Genomic DNA, 16,125 nt, shown 5'->3' on the forward strand with positions numbered 1-16,125 from the left:
ATCAAGCATCTCAAACACGTGTGCTGTCTACTGCTGCTTCTTCACGCGAACCGTCTTCGTCGACCGGGTCTCGAGCGTCATCTCGTCGGCCTCCGTGACCTTCGCCTTCAGTCGTACGGTACCTGTCGCCGCATCGACGACATCCACCACCTTCGCAAGAAGTTTCGCAGTATCGGCGTTGCCCGACGCACTCGCCAGCTGCACCGCACGGCCCAGTTTGGCCGTCGCCCCGTCGATATCGCCCGACTTGCGGGCGTCGAGGCCCTGTTGGATGACCTGTGCCAGTTCGGCCTGGCCCGTGTAGTGCGCGACCTGGGGGTTGATGGACGTCGAGGCGGCCATGTCGTCCGTCCACACGGCCCGCACCAGACCCTGGGCGAGCGTCTGCGGGGCCCCCTCGGCCCCCTCGGCGGGCGGCAGGACCAGGGACACGCGGGCCGCCAGCATCTCCTGCCCGACGCTCGCGGCCGGCACCTCGACGCAGACGTGGTAGTCGCGCGACTCGTCGCCCCAGGAGCCGGTCGGGTAGTCGCCCGCGCGCGGCCCGGCCTCGGTGCGCCGCCCGGTCAGCTCCTCGACGGTGGGCGCGACCTGCTTGACGAACCTGACCTCCGCGCCCATGGGCGTCCACAGCCGCAGACCGACGTCCGCGACCTCCTTGCCCATCGCGGCCTCCATCATCCGCGTGAAGTCCCCCGCGAGCCCCGCGGGGTCGGCGACGATGTCGGCGCTGCCGAGGAGCGCGGAGGCGATCTGGGTGACCTCCTTCACCTCCCAGTCCGTGCCCACCCCGCGCGCGTCGCAGGTGTACCTGCCGTCGACGGCGTCCAGGGCGGCCCGCAGGTCCTCCGCGGACTCGTGCTCGTTGCGGCCGTCGGTCAGCAGGATGCCGTGCCGGATGGCGGCGTCGCCGGAGTCGAAGAGGCGGTCCGCGAGCCGCAGCCAGGTGCCGATCGCCGTGCCGCCGCCCGAGGTCAGCTTGGCGAGCGCGGCCTTCGCCTGCTCCCGGGTCTCGGGGCTCGCCGTCGCCAGCCGGCCGCCGCCCGGGTAGACCTCCTTGGCGACGTGGGTGCCGGCGACGACGGCGAAGGAGACCCCGTCGCGCAGGGTGTCGACGGCGGCCTTCGTGGCGTCCTTGGCGTTGCGCATCTTGGTCGGCGGGTACTCCATCGACCCCGAGCAGTCGACCATGACCACGACGGCCGCGTCCGGCGCCTCCCCGGCCCGGTAGGTGTGGCGCGTGCCGCTGCCCTGGGTGCCCCCGCCCGTCGAGCTGACCGTCACGATCGCGTTGACCTCGCGCCCGCCCTCCGGCAGGAACTCGTTCTGGTACACCTCGACGGCGAACCGCGGCACGCTCGATTTCGAGAAGTTGGCCATGCGTGTCTCTCCCCCTAGCTCTCCACGCCGATCCTGCCCTCTACGGCGAGAGGGGGAACGGCAGCACCGCCACCGTTACGTTGTCGTGCCCCCCGCCGTCGAGGGCGTGGCCGACGAGCACCTGGGCGGCGTGCAGGGGCCGCTCGGAGGCGTCGGGCGGCAGTACGGCGGCCATCTCGTCGGCGGACTCGGCGTAGTTCCACAGCCCGTCGGTGCACACCACGACCACGCCCGGGCGGTCGGGCTTGAACGAGGCGGTGTGCGGGTCGATCTCGTAGGCGTCGGCGCCCAGCCAGCCGGTGATCGCGTGCGCGCGGTCGTCGGCGTAGGCCTGGGCCTCGCCCATGAGGCCCGCGGCGACCATCTGGGCCGCCCAGGAGTCGTCCTCGGTGAGCCGGGCGGCGAGCCCCGTGCGGTCGTCGGGCACCCAGTAGGCGCGGCTGTCGCCGATCCAGCCGACCGCCAGCAGCCCGCCGGCCACCACGGAGGCGACGATCGTGCAGGCGGGCGCGTTCTGGTGCGGGGCGTGGTCGCGGGCCCGCGCCCCCGGCTCGGCCGGGCGGGCGGCCAGCGCGTTGACGGCGTCGGCCGCCGCGACGATCGCCTCGTGCAGGGCGGTCTGCGGGTGGGTGCCCAGCGGAAGGGCGGCGAGCAGCGACTCGTTGGCCGCACGGGAGGCGGCCATGGAGGCCTCGTCGGGGCGGGTCGCGGAGGAGACGCCGTCGCAGACCACCGCGCAGACGGCCGAGGAGCCGTCGGGCAGCGCGGTGGCGGAGATCGCGAAGGCGTCCTCGTTGCGGTGGTGGCGCAGCCCACGGTCGCTGACCGCGGACACCGCGTCCAGCTCCCGCTCCATGTGGTCGCGTTCGCGCGGCTGGGCGTGCCCGCACCGCTCGCAGTAGCCGTCGGTGTCGACGTACCCGGTCCGGCAGGCGACGCAGACCTTGCCCGCGGGCTCCGGCGGGGCCGCGGTGCGCGGGTCGGCGGGGCGGGGGTTCTCCTGGGTCGGCGAGTAGCCCTCGGGGTCCCCGGCCGGGGGCCCGTCGAGGCGGACGGCCGGCGGGGCCTGCGGGGCACGCGCCGCCGGCACGGGGGCCGCAGCAGGCGCCGCGGGCGCCGCGGCGGCCCGTGGGGGCGCCTGCGGGCCCTGCGGCGGGTCCGTGGGCAGGACGGTCCCGCCCGAGTCGACGCCGGGCAGGTCGGCGGGCCGGTGGACGGGCGCCGGGCCCCGCGGGCCCTCCCCGCCGTCGGCCGCCATCGGCCACTCCACCGCGGCCGGCGGGGTCCCGTCGGGGCCGTTCCCGGGCGGCGGTTCGACGGCGGCGGACAGGTCGTGTCCGCAGGCGCCGCAGTAGCGGTCACCGGAGTCCAGCGGTTCCGAGCAGCTCGGGCAGGCCGTCAGCTGATGCGTATCCGACATCAATCACACCCACGTCCGGGGGCGGAAACGGTTGGCCCGCCCCACCAGTTCGATCCTCTCCTCGCCGCGCTGCGCGAGTCTGGCGAGGGTCCGGTAGGACCGTTCCAGGCCGAAGCGCAGCCCCCGCTCGTCCAGGCTGCTGCCGAGCAGGGTGGTGCCCTGCGGCGGCAGCTGACCGGATGGGGGCGCCGGGCTCGCGCCGCGACTACCGGAGAGTACCCAGTCGAGCGCCGTACCCAGTACCTCGGTGGACAACTGTTCGCGCCGGACCGCGTCCAGGCCGAACGCGCGCAGGGCGTCGACCTGTCCGGCGGCGGCCGTCAGGTCGCCCGCGAGGGGTTCGTGGGGGGCGCGTTCGCGCAGCCGGGCGCGGACCGCCGCCACCCGGGCGGGGGTGTAGTGGATCGACGCCTCCGGCACCGACTCCAGGGTCCGCACGGCCGCGTTGCGGTCGCCGGCGGCCAACTGGACCCGGGCGAGTCCGAACGCGGCGCTCACGTAGGCGGGGTCGGTGGTCCAGACGAGCCCGTAGTAGTCGGCGGCGTTGTCGAGCTGGCCGAGGACCTCCGCGCAGACGCCGAGGGCGAGCTTGGGGGCGGGCTCGCCCGGGAACGCGTCGTAGATCGCGTCGAAGGCGAGCGCGGCGCCCTCGTGGTCGGCGGTGGCGAGCGAGGTGACGCCCCGGTACCAGACGACCCGCCAGTCGTCGTCGTACCGGGTTTCCAGGACGGCCAGGGTGTCGGCCGCCACCGCCAGTTCGCCCATCTCCAGGCGGGCCCGCAGCTCCCGCAGCTCGCACTCCAGGGACTCCGCCGGCGCCGAGCGCAGGGCGGTGATCAGCTCGGCGGGCGCCGACGTCATCAGCCCGGCCAGGAAGCCCGCGTTGGGGTCGGCGGGGTCGACCCGGGGGACGGGCAGCGCGAGCGCGGTCGCCTTGAGGTCCAGCGGCCGCAGCGCCTGCGGGGCGGTGGTGGGCGCGGCGGCGGGCGGCGGGGAGGCGGGAGCGGGGACGGTCGCGGGCAGCGGGGCGGTGGACGCCCCCGGCGCCGCGCCGCGCCCCCCGGAGCGCCGGCGGCCCGCGCGGACCTCCCGCACCCCGAGCCGGGAGACGACGCTCGCGCCGCCCCACGCCGGGAACAGCTCGGTGTCCGTCACCCGCGTCTCCGGGCCGAACAGCGTCGACAGCTGGGGCCTGGGCCGGCCGCTCTGCAGCGCCACGACCTCCCGCAGCACCCCGGTGAGCTGCTCGGCCATCTCCTGCGCGGAGGCGAACCTGCGCCCCGGATCGGGGTCGGTGGCGCGCACCAGGAGCCGGTAGAACGACTCGTAGCGCCGGAAGACCTCGATCGAGTCGGGGTCCGGGAGGCTGTCGGCGTAGGACGTGGTGTAGCCCTGGAAGTCGAAGGTCAGGACGGCCAGGGTGCGGGCGACGGTGTACAGGTCGGAGGCGACCGAGGGGCCGACCTCGCCGACCTCGGGGGCCTGGTAGCCGACCGTGCCGTAGATCGCGGAGACGTCGTCGTCCGCCCGGCGCACCGCGCCCATGTCGATCAACTTGAGCTGCTCGCCCTGCTGGATGGCGTTGTCGACCTTGAAGTCGCAGTAGAGGAGGTTGCGGCTGTGCAGGTGCCCGAGCGCCTCCAGGGCCTCGATGCCGTAGGCGCAGGCCTGTTCGACGGGGAGCGGGTCGCGCCGGCCCGTCGTCGGGTCGCGGCGCTCGTTGGCGATCTCCTTCAGGGACTTGCCGCCGACGTACTCCATGACGATGTAGCCGTCCAGGGAGCCGGTGCGGCGGTCGAGGTGCTCGACGAAGTTGTAGATGCGGACGATGTTGCTGTGCTCGATCTGCGAGAGGAAGCGCCGCTCGGAGATCGCCGCGGCCATCGCGTCCTGGTCGCCGGTGTCGAGCAGGCCCTTGAGCACCACCCAGCGCCGGTTCACCGGCAGGTCGATCGCCAGGTACACCCAGCCGAGCCCGCCGTGCGCCAGGCAGCCCACCACCTCGTACTGGCCGTGCACGACGTCGCCGGGGCGCAGCTTCGGCACGAAGGAGTACGGGTGCCCGCACTTGGTGCAGAAGCCCTCGGTGCGGCCGGGGCGGTCGCCGCGCGAACGGCCCACCGGGGCCCCGCAGTCCGAGCGCGAGCAGAACCGCTTGCGCTCGGGCACCTCCGGGTTGTCCTGGACCACCTCGGAGGGGTTCGGCGGCGGGATGCCGGGCACGGAGACGAGCCCCGCGCCGAGCCGGTGGCGGCTCGCCGAGCCGCTGGCCGCCGATCCGGAGGAGCGGACGGACACCGACCGGGTTGAGGTGCTGCCGCCGGCCAGCGAGCGGGACAGGCGCCCCGAGACCGAGCGGCGGGACGTCGAGGAGCGCGCCGAGGCGCGCGAGGACGCGGTGGACCCGCTGGAGCGGCCCTGGCGGCCGGAGACCGAACCGCTGCCCGGCCTGCGGGCGTTGCCCGTGACGCCGGTGGGCGGCGACTCCAGGGTGCCCGAGGGGGCGACCACCGGGGCGAGCCCGCAGGTCCCGCAGTACAGCTCGCCGCCGCCCATGTCCTCGTAGGCCCCGTCGCAGCCCGGCCGCTGGCAGGCGCCTTCCGCGCCGCCTCCCGTACCGCCGCCCGCGCCGCCTGCCGCGCCCTGTGCCACGCTCATGACTCCCCCCTGAGATCCTCGGGCCCCCGGCCGCCGTCCTGCCCGCCCGGCGGTAGCTCGCGCGGGGCCTCCAGGGCCTCGCGGGCCGCCTGCTGGTACCGCCACACCGCGGACTCCGCCACCCGCAGGTCGCAGGGCGCGCTCCACAGCATCCGGCGGGCCGCGTCGTACCGCTCGGTGAGCAGCGGGTCCTCCGCGTGCCCGAGCCGGGCGACCTTCGCGCGGTACGCGTCGAGCCGCCCGCGCAGCTCCGCGCGGACGGCCAGCGGGGCCGTGACCGCGGTGAGCTGCTCGCGGGCCCGGTGCAGCTCCTCCTCCGCCCGCCGCTCCAGGGACTCCAGGAGCGGCGAGAGGCGGTGCCACTGGGCGTGCCTGCGGTACTCGGCGGCCGTCGCCAGCTGCTCCTGCAGGGCCGTCGGCGGGCCGCTCACCGCGGGCACCTCGCTGGCCGCGATCTTCGCCAGCACCTCGCCCCGCGCGGAGCGCGCCTCGGTCAGCGTCCGGTCCGCGCGCGAGAGCACGTCCCGCAGCCGGCCGAGGCGCACCTCGGCGTCCTGGCGGACCGTCAGGACCGCCTCGATCTCGCGGCGCACGTCGTCCAGGGCGCGCGCCTGGCGGTCGTAGCGGGAGGTGTCCGGGCGGCCGCCGCCGGGGGCCTGGGAGCCGGGGCCCGGCAGCCAGAAGGCGAGCGGGTCGCTTATCACCTGCGCGCGCAGGGTGGTGAGTTCGCCGGTGATCCGCTCCAGGTCGTCGCCGGCCGGGTGCTCGCCGGGCAGCACCCCGGCGGAGCGGGCGAGCGAGCTGGTGCGGCGCAGCTCGGCGGAGAGCAGGTCGATGCGGGCCGGCAGCGCGTTCCACACCGAGTCGGCCGCGACGACCATGTCCAGGGCGCGCGCGTACAGCTCGTTCATCCGGGCGACCAGCTCGGCGAGGGTGAACTGCTCGCTGAGCACGGTGCTCTGCGGGCCGCCCGCCAGGGTGACGCTGCGGCCGCGGAGCAGCTCGGTCAGCTCCACCAGGTCCTCACGGGACGGCCAGCGCCGCCGGCCGCGCAGCTCCCGCGCGGTGGTGACGGCGTCGGCGTACGCGTCGAAGTACGCCCACAGGCGGGTGATCACGGCCTCGGTCTCCGCCCACCGGTTCTTGGTGGTGCCGGTCAGCTCGGCGCCCTCCAGGAGTCGGCGGCCGGCGTGGTCCTGCAGGGCGAGCAGGGAGCTCTCGACGGCCTCGTGCTCCGCGCCGAGCCGGGCCAGGGCGCGGTCCGCCTCGTCCCGGTCCATGACCGGGCCCGGCGTTCCCGAGACGCTCATCGTTCCCCTCTCCGCACCGCGTTCGCCGTACCGGCCCCGTGACCCCTGCCGCCGCCTGCTGCCCGTCCCGGCCGGTCCGGCCGGTCGGCCGGGCCCGCCCGATCCGTCACCCGGGTGCCGCTCAGTCCCGGTACAGCGGCACCGGCGGGGTGCTGCTCTCGGTGGCCAGCTTGCCGTCCTCGCCCTCCAGGCCGGCCTTGAGCCACTTGTCGTACGCGTCCTGCCAGCCGTCCGCACGGTAGTCGTCCAGGACCTTGTTGACGCGGCGGACCAGGTCGGGGGACCTGTCGTCCATGGCGACGCCGTAGTACTCGTCGGTGAAGGTGGCGCCCACCAGGTCGACCATGGGGTCCTGGGCGGCCTGGCCGGCGGCCAGCGCGTTGTCGGTGACGACCGCGTCGACCTCGCCGAGCTGGAGCCGGACCAGGCAGTCGAGCTGGTTGGGCACGGTGGTGGAGATGTCGGCGCCGTGCGCCTCCTTCTTCAGCTCCTCCAGGGCCGTCGAGCCGGCCGCCGAGCACACCTTCTTGCCCTGGAGGGTCTCGTCGTAGCCCGTGATCGTCGTGCCCGCGGGGGCCAGGAGCTGCTGGCCGGCCTTGAAGTAGGCGGTGGAGAAGGCGACGCCCTGGGCGATCCGGGAGCAGGAGATGGTCATGGTGCGGACCACCATGTCGACCTTCCCGCTCTTGATCATGGGGATGCGCTGGTTCGTCGGCACCGCGCGGAAGACGACGTCGTCGGGGCTGCCGACGATCTCCGCGGCCAGCCGCCGGGCCAGGTCGATGTCGAAGCCCTCCAGCTCGCCGGTGTCGGCGTTGCGGTAGCCCCAGCGGTAGCTGTTCTGGTCGATGCCCACCACCAGCTTGTTCCGCAGCTCGGCCCGGGTCTTGATGGCGCGTATCGCGGGCCCGTCCGCGTCGGACGGCTTCAGGCTGCGGACGGCCGTCTCCGGCGTGCAGTCGTCGTCGGCCGCCTGGACGGCGCGCCCCACGCCGGTGCCGGCGCCCTGCGGCGGGGCCGAGCCGGCCCCGCCCGCCCGGGAGAGCGGCACCAGGGTGAGCGATGCGGTCAGCGCGCAGGCCCCGGCCATGGCGGCCACGCCGCCCCAGCCCCGAAGCCGGCTCCCGCCCCGGTCCCTGTCCATGCCGTCCGCTCCCATCCCGCCCCTCCTCACCGGTACTCCGAAAGCCTGCGCCCGACCCCGAGCAGCGCGCCCGCCGCCCCGAGCAGCGCCACGACCACCGCCCCGAGGGGAAGCCCCGTCATCGCGCCCCTGCCGTCCCCGGCGGCGGTCTCGAACTGCCGCTGCTCGAAGGCCAGCGCCTTCTCCAGCGCGCGGTCGACCTCCTCGAAGCACTCCCCGGTGGACCCCTCCTCGCCGATCACCCGGGACAGGGCGGCCTCGTAGTCGCCCTCGGCGTCCTGCGTGCGGGCGCCGGAGTGCCGTTCCTTCCAGACCTTCATGGCCTTGCCGGCGTCGGCGACCGCGCGGGCCCCGCCGTCGCCCTTCCCGGCCAGTTCGGCGGCGCGGTCCAGGAGTTGGCCGAGGCCGCGCTGCTCCTTCGGGAGCAGGCCGATCGCCCGCTGGTACTCGACGTCGTAGAAGTCCTCGCCCTCGTGCGGCTCCTGGACGTCGGGGTCCTTGTCGGGGACGGTCACCGCGCCGCGGGCCACCAGGGTCAGGTTCTCGTTGCCCCGGGCCTTCAGGGAGCTGATGCGGGCCTCGTTGAGGACGTTCAGCGAGCGGACGCCGTTGTCGTAGGAGTCGCCCAGCTGCGCGCGGGCCAGGGTGTGGCCGGCGGCGAGCCAGAGCAGCACGGCGACGGCGGCGACGGTGGCGCCGAGCAGGCCGTGGTTCAGGACCCGGTTGGTGTGCAGGAAGTTCCGCCGCTGCGCCCACAGCAGGGCGCCGACGGCGAGCACGCCGAGGGCGAGCGCGGCCCAGGGGTAGGCCTTCGCGTCCTCGTAGTCGGCGTCGAGGCGGGCCTTCTCGGCGGTGTAGAGGTTCTCGGCGACCGGCAGCATCTCCTGCTGCATCAGGTCGTTGGCGTTGCGCAGCCAGGCGCCGCCCAGGGGGAGGCCCTGCCGGTCGTAGACCCGCGCGGTCTGCACCCGGCGCTCGTACTCGGGCAGCAGCCGGTTCAGCTTGGCGATCTCGGCGGCCGCCGAGGAGCCGCGGCCCGCGTTCGACGCCGCGCCGGCGAGCTTCTGGGAGGCGTTGCGTATGCCGCGCTCGTAGGCCTCGCGGGCCTTGGCGGGCTCCGGGCCCTCGGCCAGGAAGCCGCTGGAGGCGGCGGTGTTGGCGTCGGCGAGCGAGCTGTAGATGCTCGCGGCGTCCGCGGTGAGCGGCTGGCTGTGCTCGACCACGGAGGTCGCGGAGGCCTCGCGGGCGTCCATCTGCAGCGAGGTGACCGCGCCGAACGCCACGACCAGCGCGGCGAGCACCGCGCCGATGATCCGCAGCCGGCCCGGTTCCGTCGTGGCGCCGGCGCGCAGCCGGTCGACACCCTCCGACCAGGCGGTGCGGCGCGGCGGTTCACCGCCCGGGGCGGACGCCGGAGGGTAGGCGGGCGCCTGCCGGGATACCAGGGGCAGCGCGGCGGCCGGCTGCGGGGGGACGACGGCCGGTGCGGCGGGAGCGGGCGGTGCCGACGCGGCCTGTCCGGGCTGCGCCTGTCCGCCGTACGGCGGGTACGTCAAAACCGACCTCCCCCTGAGGACCATCCCGCGTGAGCGGGGAGCAGACTACTCGAACGCCGGGCCGCACGGCCCCCCTTGCCTGTACTACGCCCGAGATCGCCGATCGGTTCCGCTCGTCGGCGGCTTCGCGGGATCTTCCCGCGGAATTCCCCCGGACGGAGGACGGCGCTACTTGGTGAGGCTCGGCCCCTGCCCCGGCTGCGGCCCTATCGGGTTGGTCGCCACCGACTGCGGCGAGGTCGGCGAGGCGTACGCCGAGGGCGCGGCCATCTGGGCCGCGGGGTCGGCCGCCGGGGCCTCCTCGCCGGCCGGCGCCGGGCCGCCGACGATCCGGATGCCGGCGGCGTCGAACGCGCGCTTGACCCGCCAGCGCAGCTCGCGCTCGACGCCGAGCGCCTTGCCGGGCATGGTCTTGGCGGCGATCCGGACCGTCGTCGCGTCCAGGAGCACCGACTCCAGGCCCAGGACCTCGATCGGGCCCCAGAGCTGCTCGTTCCAGGGCTCGTCCTTGGACATCGTCTCGCTGACCTCGGTCAGCACCCGCCTGATCTCGTCCAGGTCCTCGTCGGAGCGCACCTGCACGTCCACCGCGGCCGTCGCCCAGCCCTGGCTGTGGTTCCCGACCCGCTTGACCTCGCCGTTGCGGACGTACCAGATCTCGCCCTCGTCGCCGCGCAGCTTGGTGACGCGCAGGCCGACCTCGATGACCTCGCCGGTGGCGACGCCGACGTCGATCGTGTCGCCGACGCCGTACTGGTCCTCCATGATCATGAACACGCCGGACAGGAAGTCCGTCACCAGGTTGCGGGCGCCGAAGCCGAGCGCGACGCCCGCGACGCCGGCGCTCGCGAGGAGCGGCGCGAGGTTGATCTTCAGGGCGCCGAGGATCATCAGCGCGGCGGTCGCGAGGATCACGAAGGACGCCACCGAGCGCAGCACCGAGCCGATGGCCTCCGAGCGCTGCCGGCGCCGCTCGGCGTTCACGAGCAGACCGCCCAGCGCCGTCCCCTCCACCGCCTGCGCGCTGCGGTTCATCCGTTCTATGAGACGGCTCAGCGACCGGCGGATGACCGTCCGCAGGACGGCCGCGATCACCACGATGAGCAGGATGCGCAGGCCCACCGCGAGCCAGGCGGACCAGTTCTCCTCCACCCAGCCGGCGGCATTGGTGACGGATTCGTGGTTCAAGGAGGTTCCCCTTCGTGTGCGGCGCACGGAAGGGTCACCGGGCGCGCAGGACGTCCACACTAACGGGGCATCACGCGCGGCCCGTTGTGCTTCCGCGCGGAGAGACACAGCTCACCGGCGCTGACCGGGCGCGGCCCGCCGGCTGTGTCGCAAAACACCTCGGACCCGTTACCCGGACGTGGTGGCGCTTCCACCAGCCATGAGGGGAGACTGAGACCTGATCGTCCCGGCGCGAGCCACGCGCCGCCGGCGTCCTAGGAGGCACCGTGCCGCATGTCCTGGTCCTCAACGCGTCGTACGAGCCCCTCGGCGTCGTACCGCTCCGCCGCGCGCTCATCCTCGTCCTGGAGAACAAGGCCGTGTGCCTGGAGGAATCAGGCGCTCTCGTGCACAGTGCGACCCTGTCCGTCCCCGCGCCCAGCGTGGTGCGCCTCAAACGCTTCGTCCGGGTGCCCTACAAGGGGCCCGTGCCGCTGACCCGGCGGGCGCTCTTCGCCAGGGACGGCGGCCGGTGCGCGTACTGCGGGGGCGTCGCCACCAGCGTCGACCACGTCATCCCCAAGAGCCGCGGCGGCCTGCACCGCTGGGACAACGTGGTGGCGTCCTGCCGCCGCTGCAACCACACCAAGGCCGACCGGCACCTCATCGAGCTCGGCTGGCGCCTGCGGCACCAGCCCGCGCCCCCCAAGGGCCTCGCCTGGCGGATCATCGGCACCGGCCACCGCGACCCGCGCTGGCTGCCCTACCTCCAGCCGTACGGGGCGGACGACGCGCTGGCGCGGATCGACGGCATCTCGGCGTGAGTCCGCGCGGGGCGGGACCGCCCGCCGCGCGGACCGCGATCGGCGTCCACGCGGGTCAGCGCGGCACCGCGATCCGCCACCGGTCGTCGTAGGTGCCCTCCACCTCGCTGACGCGCCACCTGTCGTCGTCGCCCGGCGGGCCCGCGCGGTTCTTCAGGACCACCGCGTCCGGCGTGCGGCCGGGGCTGTGCGCGGCGGGCGAGCAGCGGGCCCAGTAGGCGAGGGGGATCACGGCGCTGTCCCCGCCGAGGACGCACCCGGGGCCCACGCCCGCCTCGCGCAGGGCGCCGGCGACGCGGGGCCAGTCGCCGCGCGCGCCCCGCTGGATCTCGGTGTGGCCGTCCACCAGCGTCAGCTGGAAGGCCACGTGCCCCGCGACGGCGACCGCCACCAGGGCCGCGGCCGCCCGGCCGCGGGCGCGGGCCGCCCGCCACAGGGCGTGGAAGGCGAGCGAGGCGGGGACCAGGGCCAGGGCGTAGGTGGTGAGCAGGAAGCGCGGGGCGGCGTAGTACAGCAGGAAGGCGTAGGTGACCGCCGAGGAGCCAGCGACCGCGAGCGCCAGCAGGGCCGCGGTCCGCTCGCCCGCGCGGACCGCGATCCGGGTGCCCGCGACCGCGAGGGCGGCCAGCGCGACCCACCACAGCGCGGCGGGCCAGAACAGCTCGTCGCCGGTGCAGGGGCGGCACAGGAGCGGCCCGTCGAGCGAGGTGAGCAGCGGGGCCAGGTTCAGCTGCGGACCGACGTCGCCCTGCTGCGCGCTCGCCAGCCGCAGCCGGTCGCGTACGCCGTCGAAGCGCAGGTAGGACTCCACCAGCCAGGGCACCGCCGCGGCCGCGCCCCCGGCGACCAGGGCGGCGGCGACCCTCCACGCGCCGGGCGGCCGCAGCAGGAGCAGGGCGAGGAGCAGCGGCCCGGCCACCCAGACGGCGTCGTTCGGCCGCATCAGGGTGACGACGCCGATCCCCGCGCCCGCGCCGGCCAGGAGCCGCCTCGCCCGCTCCCCGCGCAGCCACCGCACGACGCAGGCGGTCGCCGCCGTCGCGCCCATCGCGGTGTAGTGGTTCGGCATCGCCGACGCGGCGTAGAACAGGGTGATCCACAGCGTGCCGTACCCCGCGGCGGCGAGCGGCGCGGTCCACGGCCGGTGCGGGAAGACCCGCAGCCACGGCCGGAAGCCGGCGTACAGCGACGCCCCCGCGAGCAGGGCCAGCCAGCCGCGCAGCAGCACCGTGCTGTCCGACCAGGCGGCCACGGGGGCCAGCAGCCCGGGCACGCCCCGGGTGCGCGGCGCCTGGAAGGGCACGTCCACCCCGTGCGACCAGGGCGCGAACCGCGACGCGTAGACCAGCTCGTCCCAGCCCAGCGGCAGGGACAGCGGGACCAGCGCGGCGGACAGGAGCGTCACGGCGGCGCAGACGGCGAGCAGCGCGATCCGGGGCCGGTCCGGGGGCGCGCCCGCTCCCCGGGCGACCGGCGCCCCCTCCGCGGGGACGTTCGCCGCTCCGGGGGTCGCGGGGTCCGGACGGGTCCAGAACGTCGTGCGCATGGATCGCGAGCCTCCTCGTCGGCGGCCACCGCGGCCCCGGCCCATCCTGGGCCGCGCGGGCCCGGAGGCGGGGGTAGCGCGCGGGGTGTGACCGAATCCGGCCCCCGGAAGGGCGACGTCCGCGTCACGCCGCCGCCGGGGCCCGGCGTGTGCGCGTCATGTCGTGCGGAGCTCCGACGGGCGCAGGGCGCGGCGGAGGGCGGGGAGGGTCGCCGCGGTCGCCAGGAGGCAGGCGGCGTAGACGGCGACCGGGGTGAGGAGGGGCGGCAGGCGGCTGCCGGCCCCGTCGCCGGTCAGGCCGGCGTACCAGCCCTGGACGGCGAGTCCGACGGTCCCGGCCAGGAGGACGGCGGGGGCGAGCGGGAGCGCGGTCTCCAGGAGGACGGCCCGTCCCAGCACCGCGCGCGGCACTCCGGCGGCGCTTTGGGCGGCGAGTCCGCGGCGGCGGCCCGCCAGGGATTCGACCGTGCCGACCGCGAGCGCGGCGAGGCCGATCAGCAGGGCGAGCAGGATGCCGGCGCCGGTCAGGTCGATGCCGGTGGTGTAGAAGGCCCTGCTCTCCCCAAGGTGCTCCTGCGCCCCGAGCGAGGCGAGCAGTACCTCGCGCACCCCCATGAACGCGGTGCCGACGAGCGCCACGAGGACGAGCACCGCGTGCGTGCGGGCCGCGGCCCAGGGGTCGGCCTCCAGGCGGCCGGCCGCGATCAGCACGGCGGGACTCCTGGTGCGGGCCCCCAGCCGGCGGCCGACGATCCGGGCCGCGCCGCCGGAGAGGGCGAGCGCGGCCGCTCCGACCAGCAGCACCAGGCCGATGACGCCGACCGGGACCAGGGCCGATGTCAGGTCGTACGCGTTCCGGCCGTCGCGCACCACGAGCGGCACCAGACCGGTGACCAGGGCGACGGTCACGATCGGCACCACGATCGTCAGCAGGGCCCGGCGGCCGTACGCGGGCCGGATGCGCCGCACCCAGCCGAGCGGGGAGACGACCACCCGGCGCAGGGCTGCGGCGGTCACCAGGCCGACGGCGAGCGGGATGCCCGGCACGAGCAGCGCGTAGCCGATCCAGGCGAGCGGCCAGGGGGTGTGGCCGATCGCCAGGAGCCCGACCAGCGCGAGCAGCGCCGCCGCCAGGGCGCCGGCGAGGCTCGCGAGCCCCGCCTCCAGGGCGGCGATCCGCCGGACCTGGCCCGGTGTGGCACCCGCGAGCCGCAGACCGGCGAGTCGCCGGTCGCGGTGCACGGCGCCGATCCGGGCGCACTGCCCGAGGAAGCCGAGGACCGGGACGAGCAGGAGCAGCAGTGCGATCACGGCCCCCGCGCGCTGCCCGGGCTGGTCCAGCAGACCGTGCACGTACGGGATGCTCACCTGTCCCCGGATCGCCGCCAGGGTCACCGCCCCCGCCGCGCACAGCGTCGCGAGCATCGCCCCGACCCCCGTGAACCCGACCCGCCACCACTCCCGCCGGTCGGAGCCGCGGACCAGGAGGAACGTCAGCCTGGTGTCCGCCCGCAGGGCCGTGATCCGGCCCGGACGCGCGGACGCCTTCAGCTCAGCTCTCACGACGCGCCTCCACCGCAACGGAGGCGGAGACCGACGCGTCCGACGGACCCGTCGCGTCCCCCTCGACCAGGCCGTCCACCACCCGGACCTCCCGGTCCGCGTACGCCGCCACCCGCGCGTCGTGGGTCACGAGGACCACCGCCGCACCCGACTCGCGCGCCGCGTGCACCAGGGCGGTCATCACCTGCTCGCCGGCGAGCGAGTCGAGGGCGCCGGTCGGCTCGTCGGCGAAGACGATCCGCGGGCCGGTGACCAGCGCGCGGGCCGTGGCGACCCGCTGGGCCTGGCCGCCGCTCATCTCGCCCGGGCGCAGTTCCCCCTGCCCCCGGACACCGAACCGTTCCAGCCACTCCCCGGCCGCGGCCCGTGCGTCCCCCCGCGACGCACCGGCCAGCAGCAGCGGCAGGCTGACGTTGTCCAGAGCGGTCAGCTCCGGGATCAGCTGGCCGAACTGGAAGACGATCCCGAAGTCGCTGCGGCGCAGCGCCGAGCGGCGGGACTCGTCGAGGGAGTCGAGGCGGTCGCCCGCGAAGAGGACCGTGCCCTCGTCGGGCGTGAGGATGCCGGCGAGGCAGTGCAGCAGCGTGGACTTGCCGCTGCCGCTCGCCCCGGTGACGGCGAGGATCTCGCCGGGGCCGAGGGCGAGCGAGGCACCCCGCAGGGCCGGGGTGCGGCCGTAGGACTTCCGCAGAGCGCGGGCGATCAGCAGACTCATGCCGAGCCGACCTCCTGGGTCAGTGAGGCGAGCCGGTCCGCGGCGGTGGTCATCCAGCGCAGGTCGGCGTCGAGGTGGGTGAGGGCGTAGTCGGCGGACAGGACGGTGGCCAGGGCGGCCGCCGGGTCCGTCTTGGTCGCGGTGAGCTGCCGCATCCGGGCCAGGTGGGCCGCCCGCTGGGCGGCCAGGTACGCGGCGGGGTCGGCGCCGGTCAGGATCGCGACGACCACCTTGGCGAAGATCTCGTTCGCGACGAACGGCGTCGGGGCGGCGGTCTCGCCGATCCACGCGGCGAGTTCGGCGCCCCCGGCCGGTGTGGACCGGTAGCGGGTGCGCTCGGGACCGCCGTCGGACTCCGTGCCGTCGACCTCGGCGAGACCGTCCCTGACCAGGCGCTGGAGGGTGGTGTACACCTGCCCGTACGCCAGCGGGCGGGCCTGCGGGAAGCGCTCGTCGTGCCGCCGCTTGAGGTCGTAGCCGTGGCGCGGACCGTCGGCGAGCAGCCCGAGGAGCACATGACGGGTACTCATGCGGCTCAGTATACACCGCGTGTATGTACGGAGTGAATAGTCGGCGCGGAAAAGGTGTCGGTGGGTCGGGATGTGGGGGCCGGGGGCTCCGTTCGCGAACGGCCGGATCGCGCCTTGCGCAGGCGGCGTCACCGCCCGCACAACCGGAATCAGGCATTCCGGTCATCACACCCATCATGGACAGCGCGTTCGGCCACCTGTACGGTGCAGCAGCTAAAGGAGTTGCAAAGCCGGTGTGCCGGGGGTCCTTCGGGCGGAGCGCACCGACTGCCGCATGAGGGGGCCGTTGTGCGCGTGGCGACATCCGGAGGG

12 protein-coding genes are annotated in these 16,125 nt (G+C 75.4%); 1 reads left to right on the forward strand and 11 read right to left on the reverse strand.

Annotation, left to right across the window (positions count from 1 at the left end):
• Positions 1–27 precede the first annotated feature (27 nt).
• From ACFWEG_RS07230 to ACFWEG_RS07260, 7 genes are all read right to left on the reverse strand, one after another.
• Positions 28–1,380 (reverse strand): VWA domain-containing protein, encoded by a 1,353-nt coding sequence (locus tag ACFWEG_RS07230; protein ID WP_387210143.1) that lies wholly within the window; start codon positions 1,378–1,380, stop codon positions 28–30.
• 40 nt (positions 1,381–1,420) lie between these two features.
• A complete protein-coding gene (locus ACFWEG_RS07235; RefSeq protein WP_387210145.1) occupies positions 1,421–2,800 on the reverse strand; it encodes a protein phosphatase 2C domain-containing protein in 1,380 nt (459 codons plus the stop codon).
• 3 nt (positions 2,801–2,803) lie between these two features.
• Positions 2,804–5,356 (reverse strand): tetratricopeptide repeat protein, encoded by a 2,553-nt coding sequence (locus ACFWEG_RS07240; protein WP_387210189.1) that lies wholly within the window; start codon positions 5,354–5,356, stop codon positions 2,804–2,806.
• A 98-nt stretch (positions 5,357–5,454) separates the two neighbouring features.
• The gene (locus ACFWEG_RS07245; protein ID WP_387210147.1) at positions 5,455–6,768 is read right to left on the reverse strand and encodes a hypothetical protein; all 1,314 of its coding nucleotides are present in this window, start codon (positions 6,766–6,768) and stop codon (positions 5,455–5,457) included.
• 121 nt (positions 6,769–6,889) lie between these two features.
• Positions 6,890–7,927 (reverse strand): glutamate ABC transporter substrate-binding protein, encoded by a 1,038-nt coding sequence (locus tag ACFWEG_RS07250; RefSeq protein WP_387210149.1) that lies wholly within the window; start codon positions 7,925–7,927, stop codon positions 6,890–6,892.
• An 11-nt stretch (positions 7,928–7,938) separates the two neighbouring features.
• Positions 7,939–9,468, reverse strand: coding sequence for a hypothetical protein (locus ACFWEG_RS07255; RefSeq protein WP_387210151.1), 1,530 nt, complete (start codon positions 9,466–9,468; stop codon positions 7,939–7,941).
• A gap of 168 nt (positions 9,469–9,636) precedes the next feature.
• Entirely contained in the window at positions 9,637–10,656 is a 1,020-nt protein-coding gene (locus ACFWEG_RS07260; RefSeq protein WP_387210153.1) for a mechanosensitive ion channel family protein, read from the reverse strand.
• A 266-nt stretch (positions 10,657–10,922) separates the two neighbouring features.
• Here ACFWEG_RS07260 and ACFWEG_RS07265 point away from each other — a divergent pair, with 266 nt between their 5' ends.
• Positions 10,923–11,459 (forward strand): HNH endonuclease, encoded by a 537-nt coding sequence (locus ACFWEG_RS07265; protein WP_387210155.1) that lies wholly within the window; start codon positions 10,923–10,925, stop codon positions 11,457–11,459.
• A 55-nt stretch (positions 11,460–11,514) separates the two neighbouring features.
• On the opposite strand, the gene ACFWEG_RS07270 is transcribed toward ACFWEG_RS07265, so the two are convergent.
• The 4 genes from ACFWEG_RS07270 to ACFWEG_RS07285 all read right to left on the reverse strand — a co-directional run bounded on the left by ACFWEG_RS07270 (position 11,515) and on the right by ACFWEG_RS07285 (position 15,813).
• Positions 11,515–13,005 (reverse strand): hypothetical protein, encoded by a 1,491-nt coding sequence (locus ACFWEG_RS07270; RefSeq protein ID WP_387210156.1) that lies wholly within the window; start codon positions 13,003–13,005, stop codon positions 11,515–11,517.
• A gap of 156 nt (positions 13,006–13,161) precedes the next feature.
• Positions 13,162–14,568 carry an ABC transporter permease gene (locus ACFWEG_RS07275; RefSeq protein WP_387210157.1) on the reverse strand — a complete coding sequence of 469 codons (1,407 nt, stop codon included), beginning with the start codon at positions 14,566–14,568 and terminating at the stop codon, positions 13,162–13,164.
• Positions 14,558–15,283: an ABC transporter ATP-binding protein gene (locus ACFWEG_RS07280; RefSeq protein WP_387210159.1), complete on the reverse strand. Its 726-nt coding sequence runs from the start codon at positions 15,281–15,283 to the stop codon at positions 14,558–14,560. The genes ACFWEG_RS07275 and ACFWEG_RS07280 overlap by 11 nt, the downstream gene beginning before the upstream one ends.
• Positions 15,280–15,813, reverse strand: a complete 534-nt coding sequence (locus tag ACFWEG_RS07285; protein WP_387210161.1) for a PadR family transcriptional regulator — start codon at positions 15,811–15,813, stop codon at positions 15,280–15,282. The genes ACFWEG_RS07280 and ACFWEG_RS07285 overlap by 4 nt, the downstream gene beginning before the upstream one ends.
• Positions 15,814–16,125 lie beyond the last annotated feature (312 nt).

Source organism: Streptomyces sp. NPDC060194, assembly GCF_042728285.1.
Taxonomy (GTDB): domain Bacteria; phylum Actinomycetota; class Actinomycetes; order Streptomycetales; family Streptomycetaceae; genus Streptomyces.

Coding starts and splice junctions, on each gene's coding strand:
- ACFWEG_RS07285 (WP_387210161.1), bottom strand. CDS start 15,813: ATGAGTACCCGTCATGTGCTCCTCGGGCTGCTCGCCGACGGTCCGCGC.
- ACFWEG_RS07250 (WP_387210149.1), bottom strand. CDS start 7,927: ATGGGAGCGGACGGCATGGACAGGGACCGGGGCGGGAGCCGGCTTCGG.
- ACFWEG_RS07270 (WP_387210156.1), bottom strand. CDS start 13,005: ATGCGCACGACGTTCTGGACCCGTCCGGACCCCGCGACCCCCGGAGCG.
- ACFWEG_RS07240 (WP_387210189.1), bottom strand. CDS start 5,356: ATGGGCGGCGGCGAGCTGTACTGCGGGACCTGCGGGCTCGCCCCGGTG.
- ACFWEG_RS07235 (WP_387210145.1), bottom strand. CDS start 2,800: ATGTCGGATACGCATCAGCTGACGGCCTGCCCGAGCTGCTCGGAACCG.
- ACFWEG_RS07280 (WP_387210159.1), bottom strand. CDS start 15,283: ATGAGTCTGCTGATCGCCCGCGCTCTGCGGAAGTCCTACGGCCGCACC.
- ACFWEG_RS07245 (WP_387210147.1), bottom strand. CDS start 6,768: ATGAGCGTCTCGGGAACGCCGGGCCCGGTCATGGACCGGGACGAGGCG.
- ACFWEG_RS07230 (WP_387210143.1), bottom strand. CDS start 1,380: ATGGCCAACTTCTCGAAATCGAGCGTGCCGCGGTTCGCCGTCGAGGTG.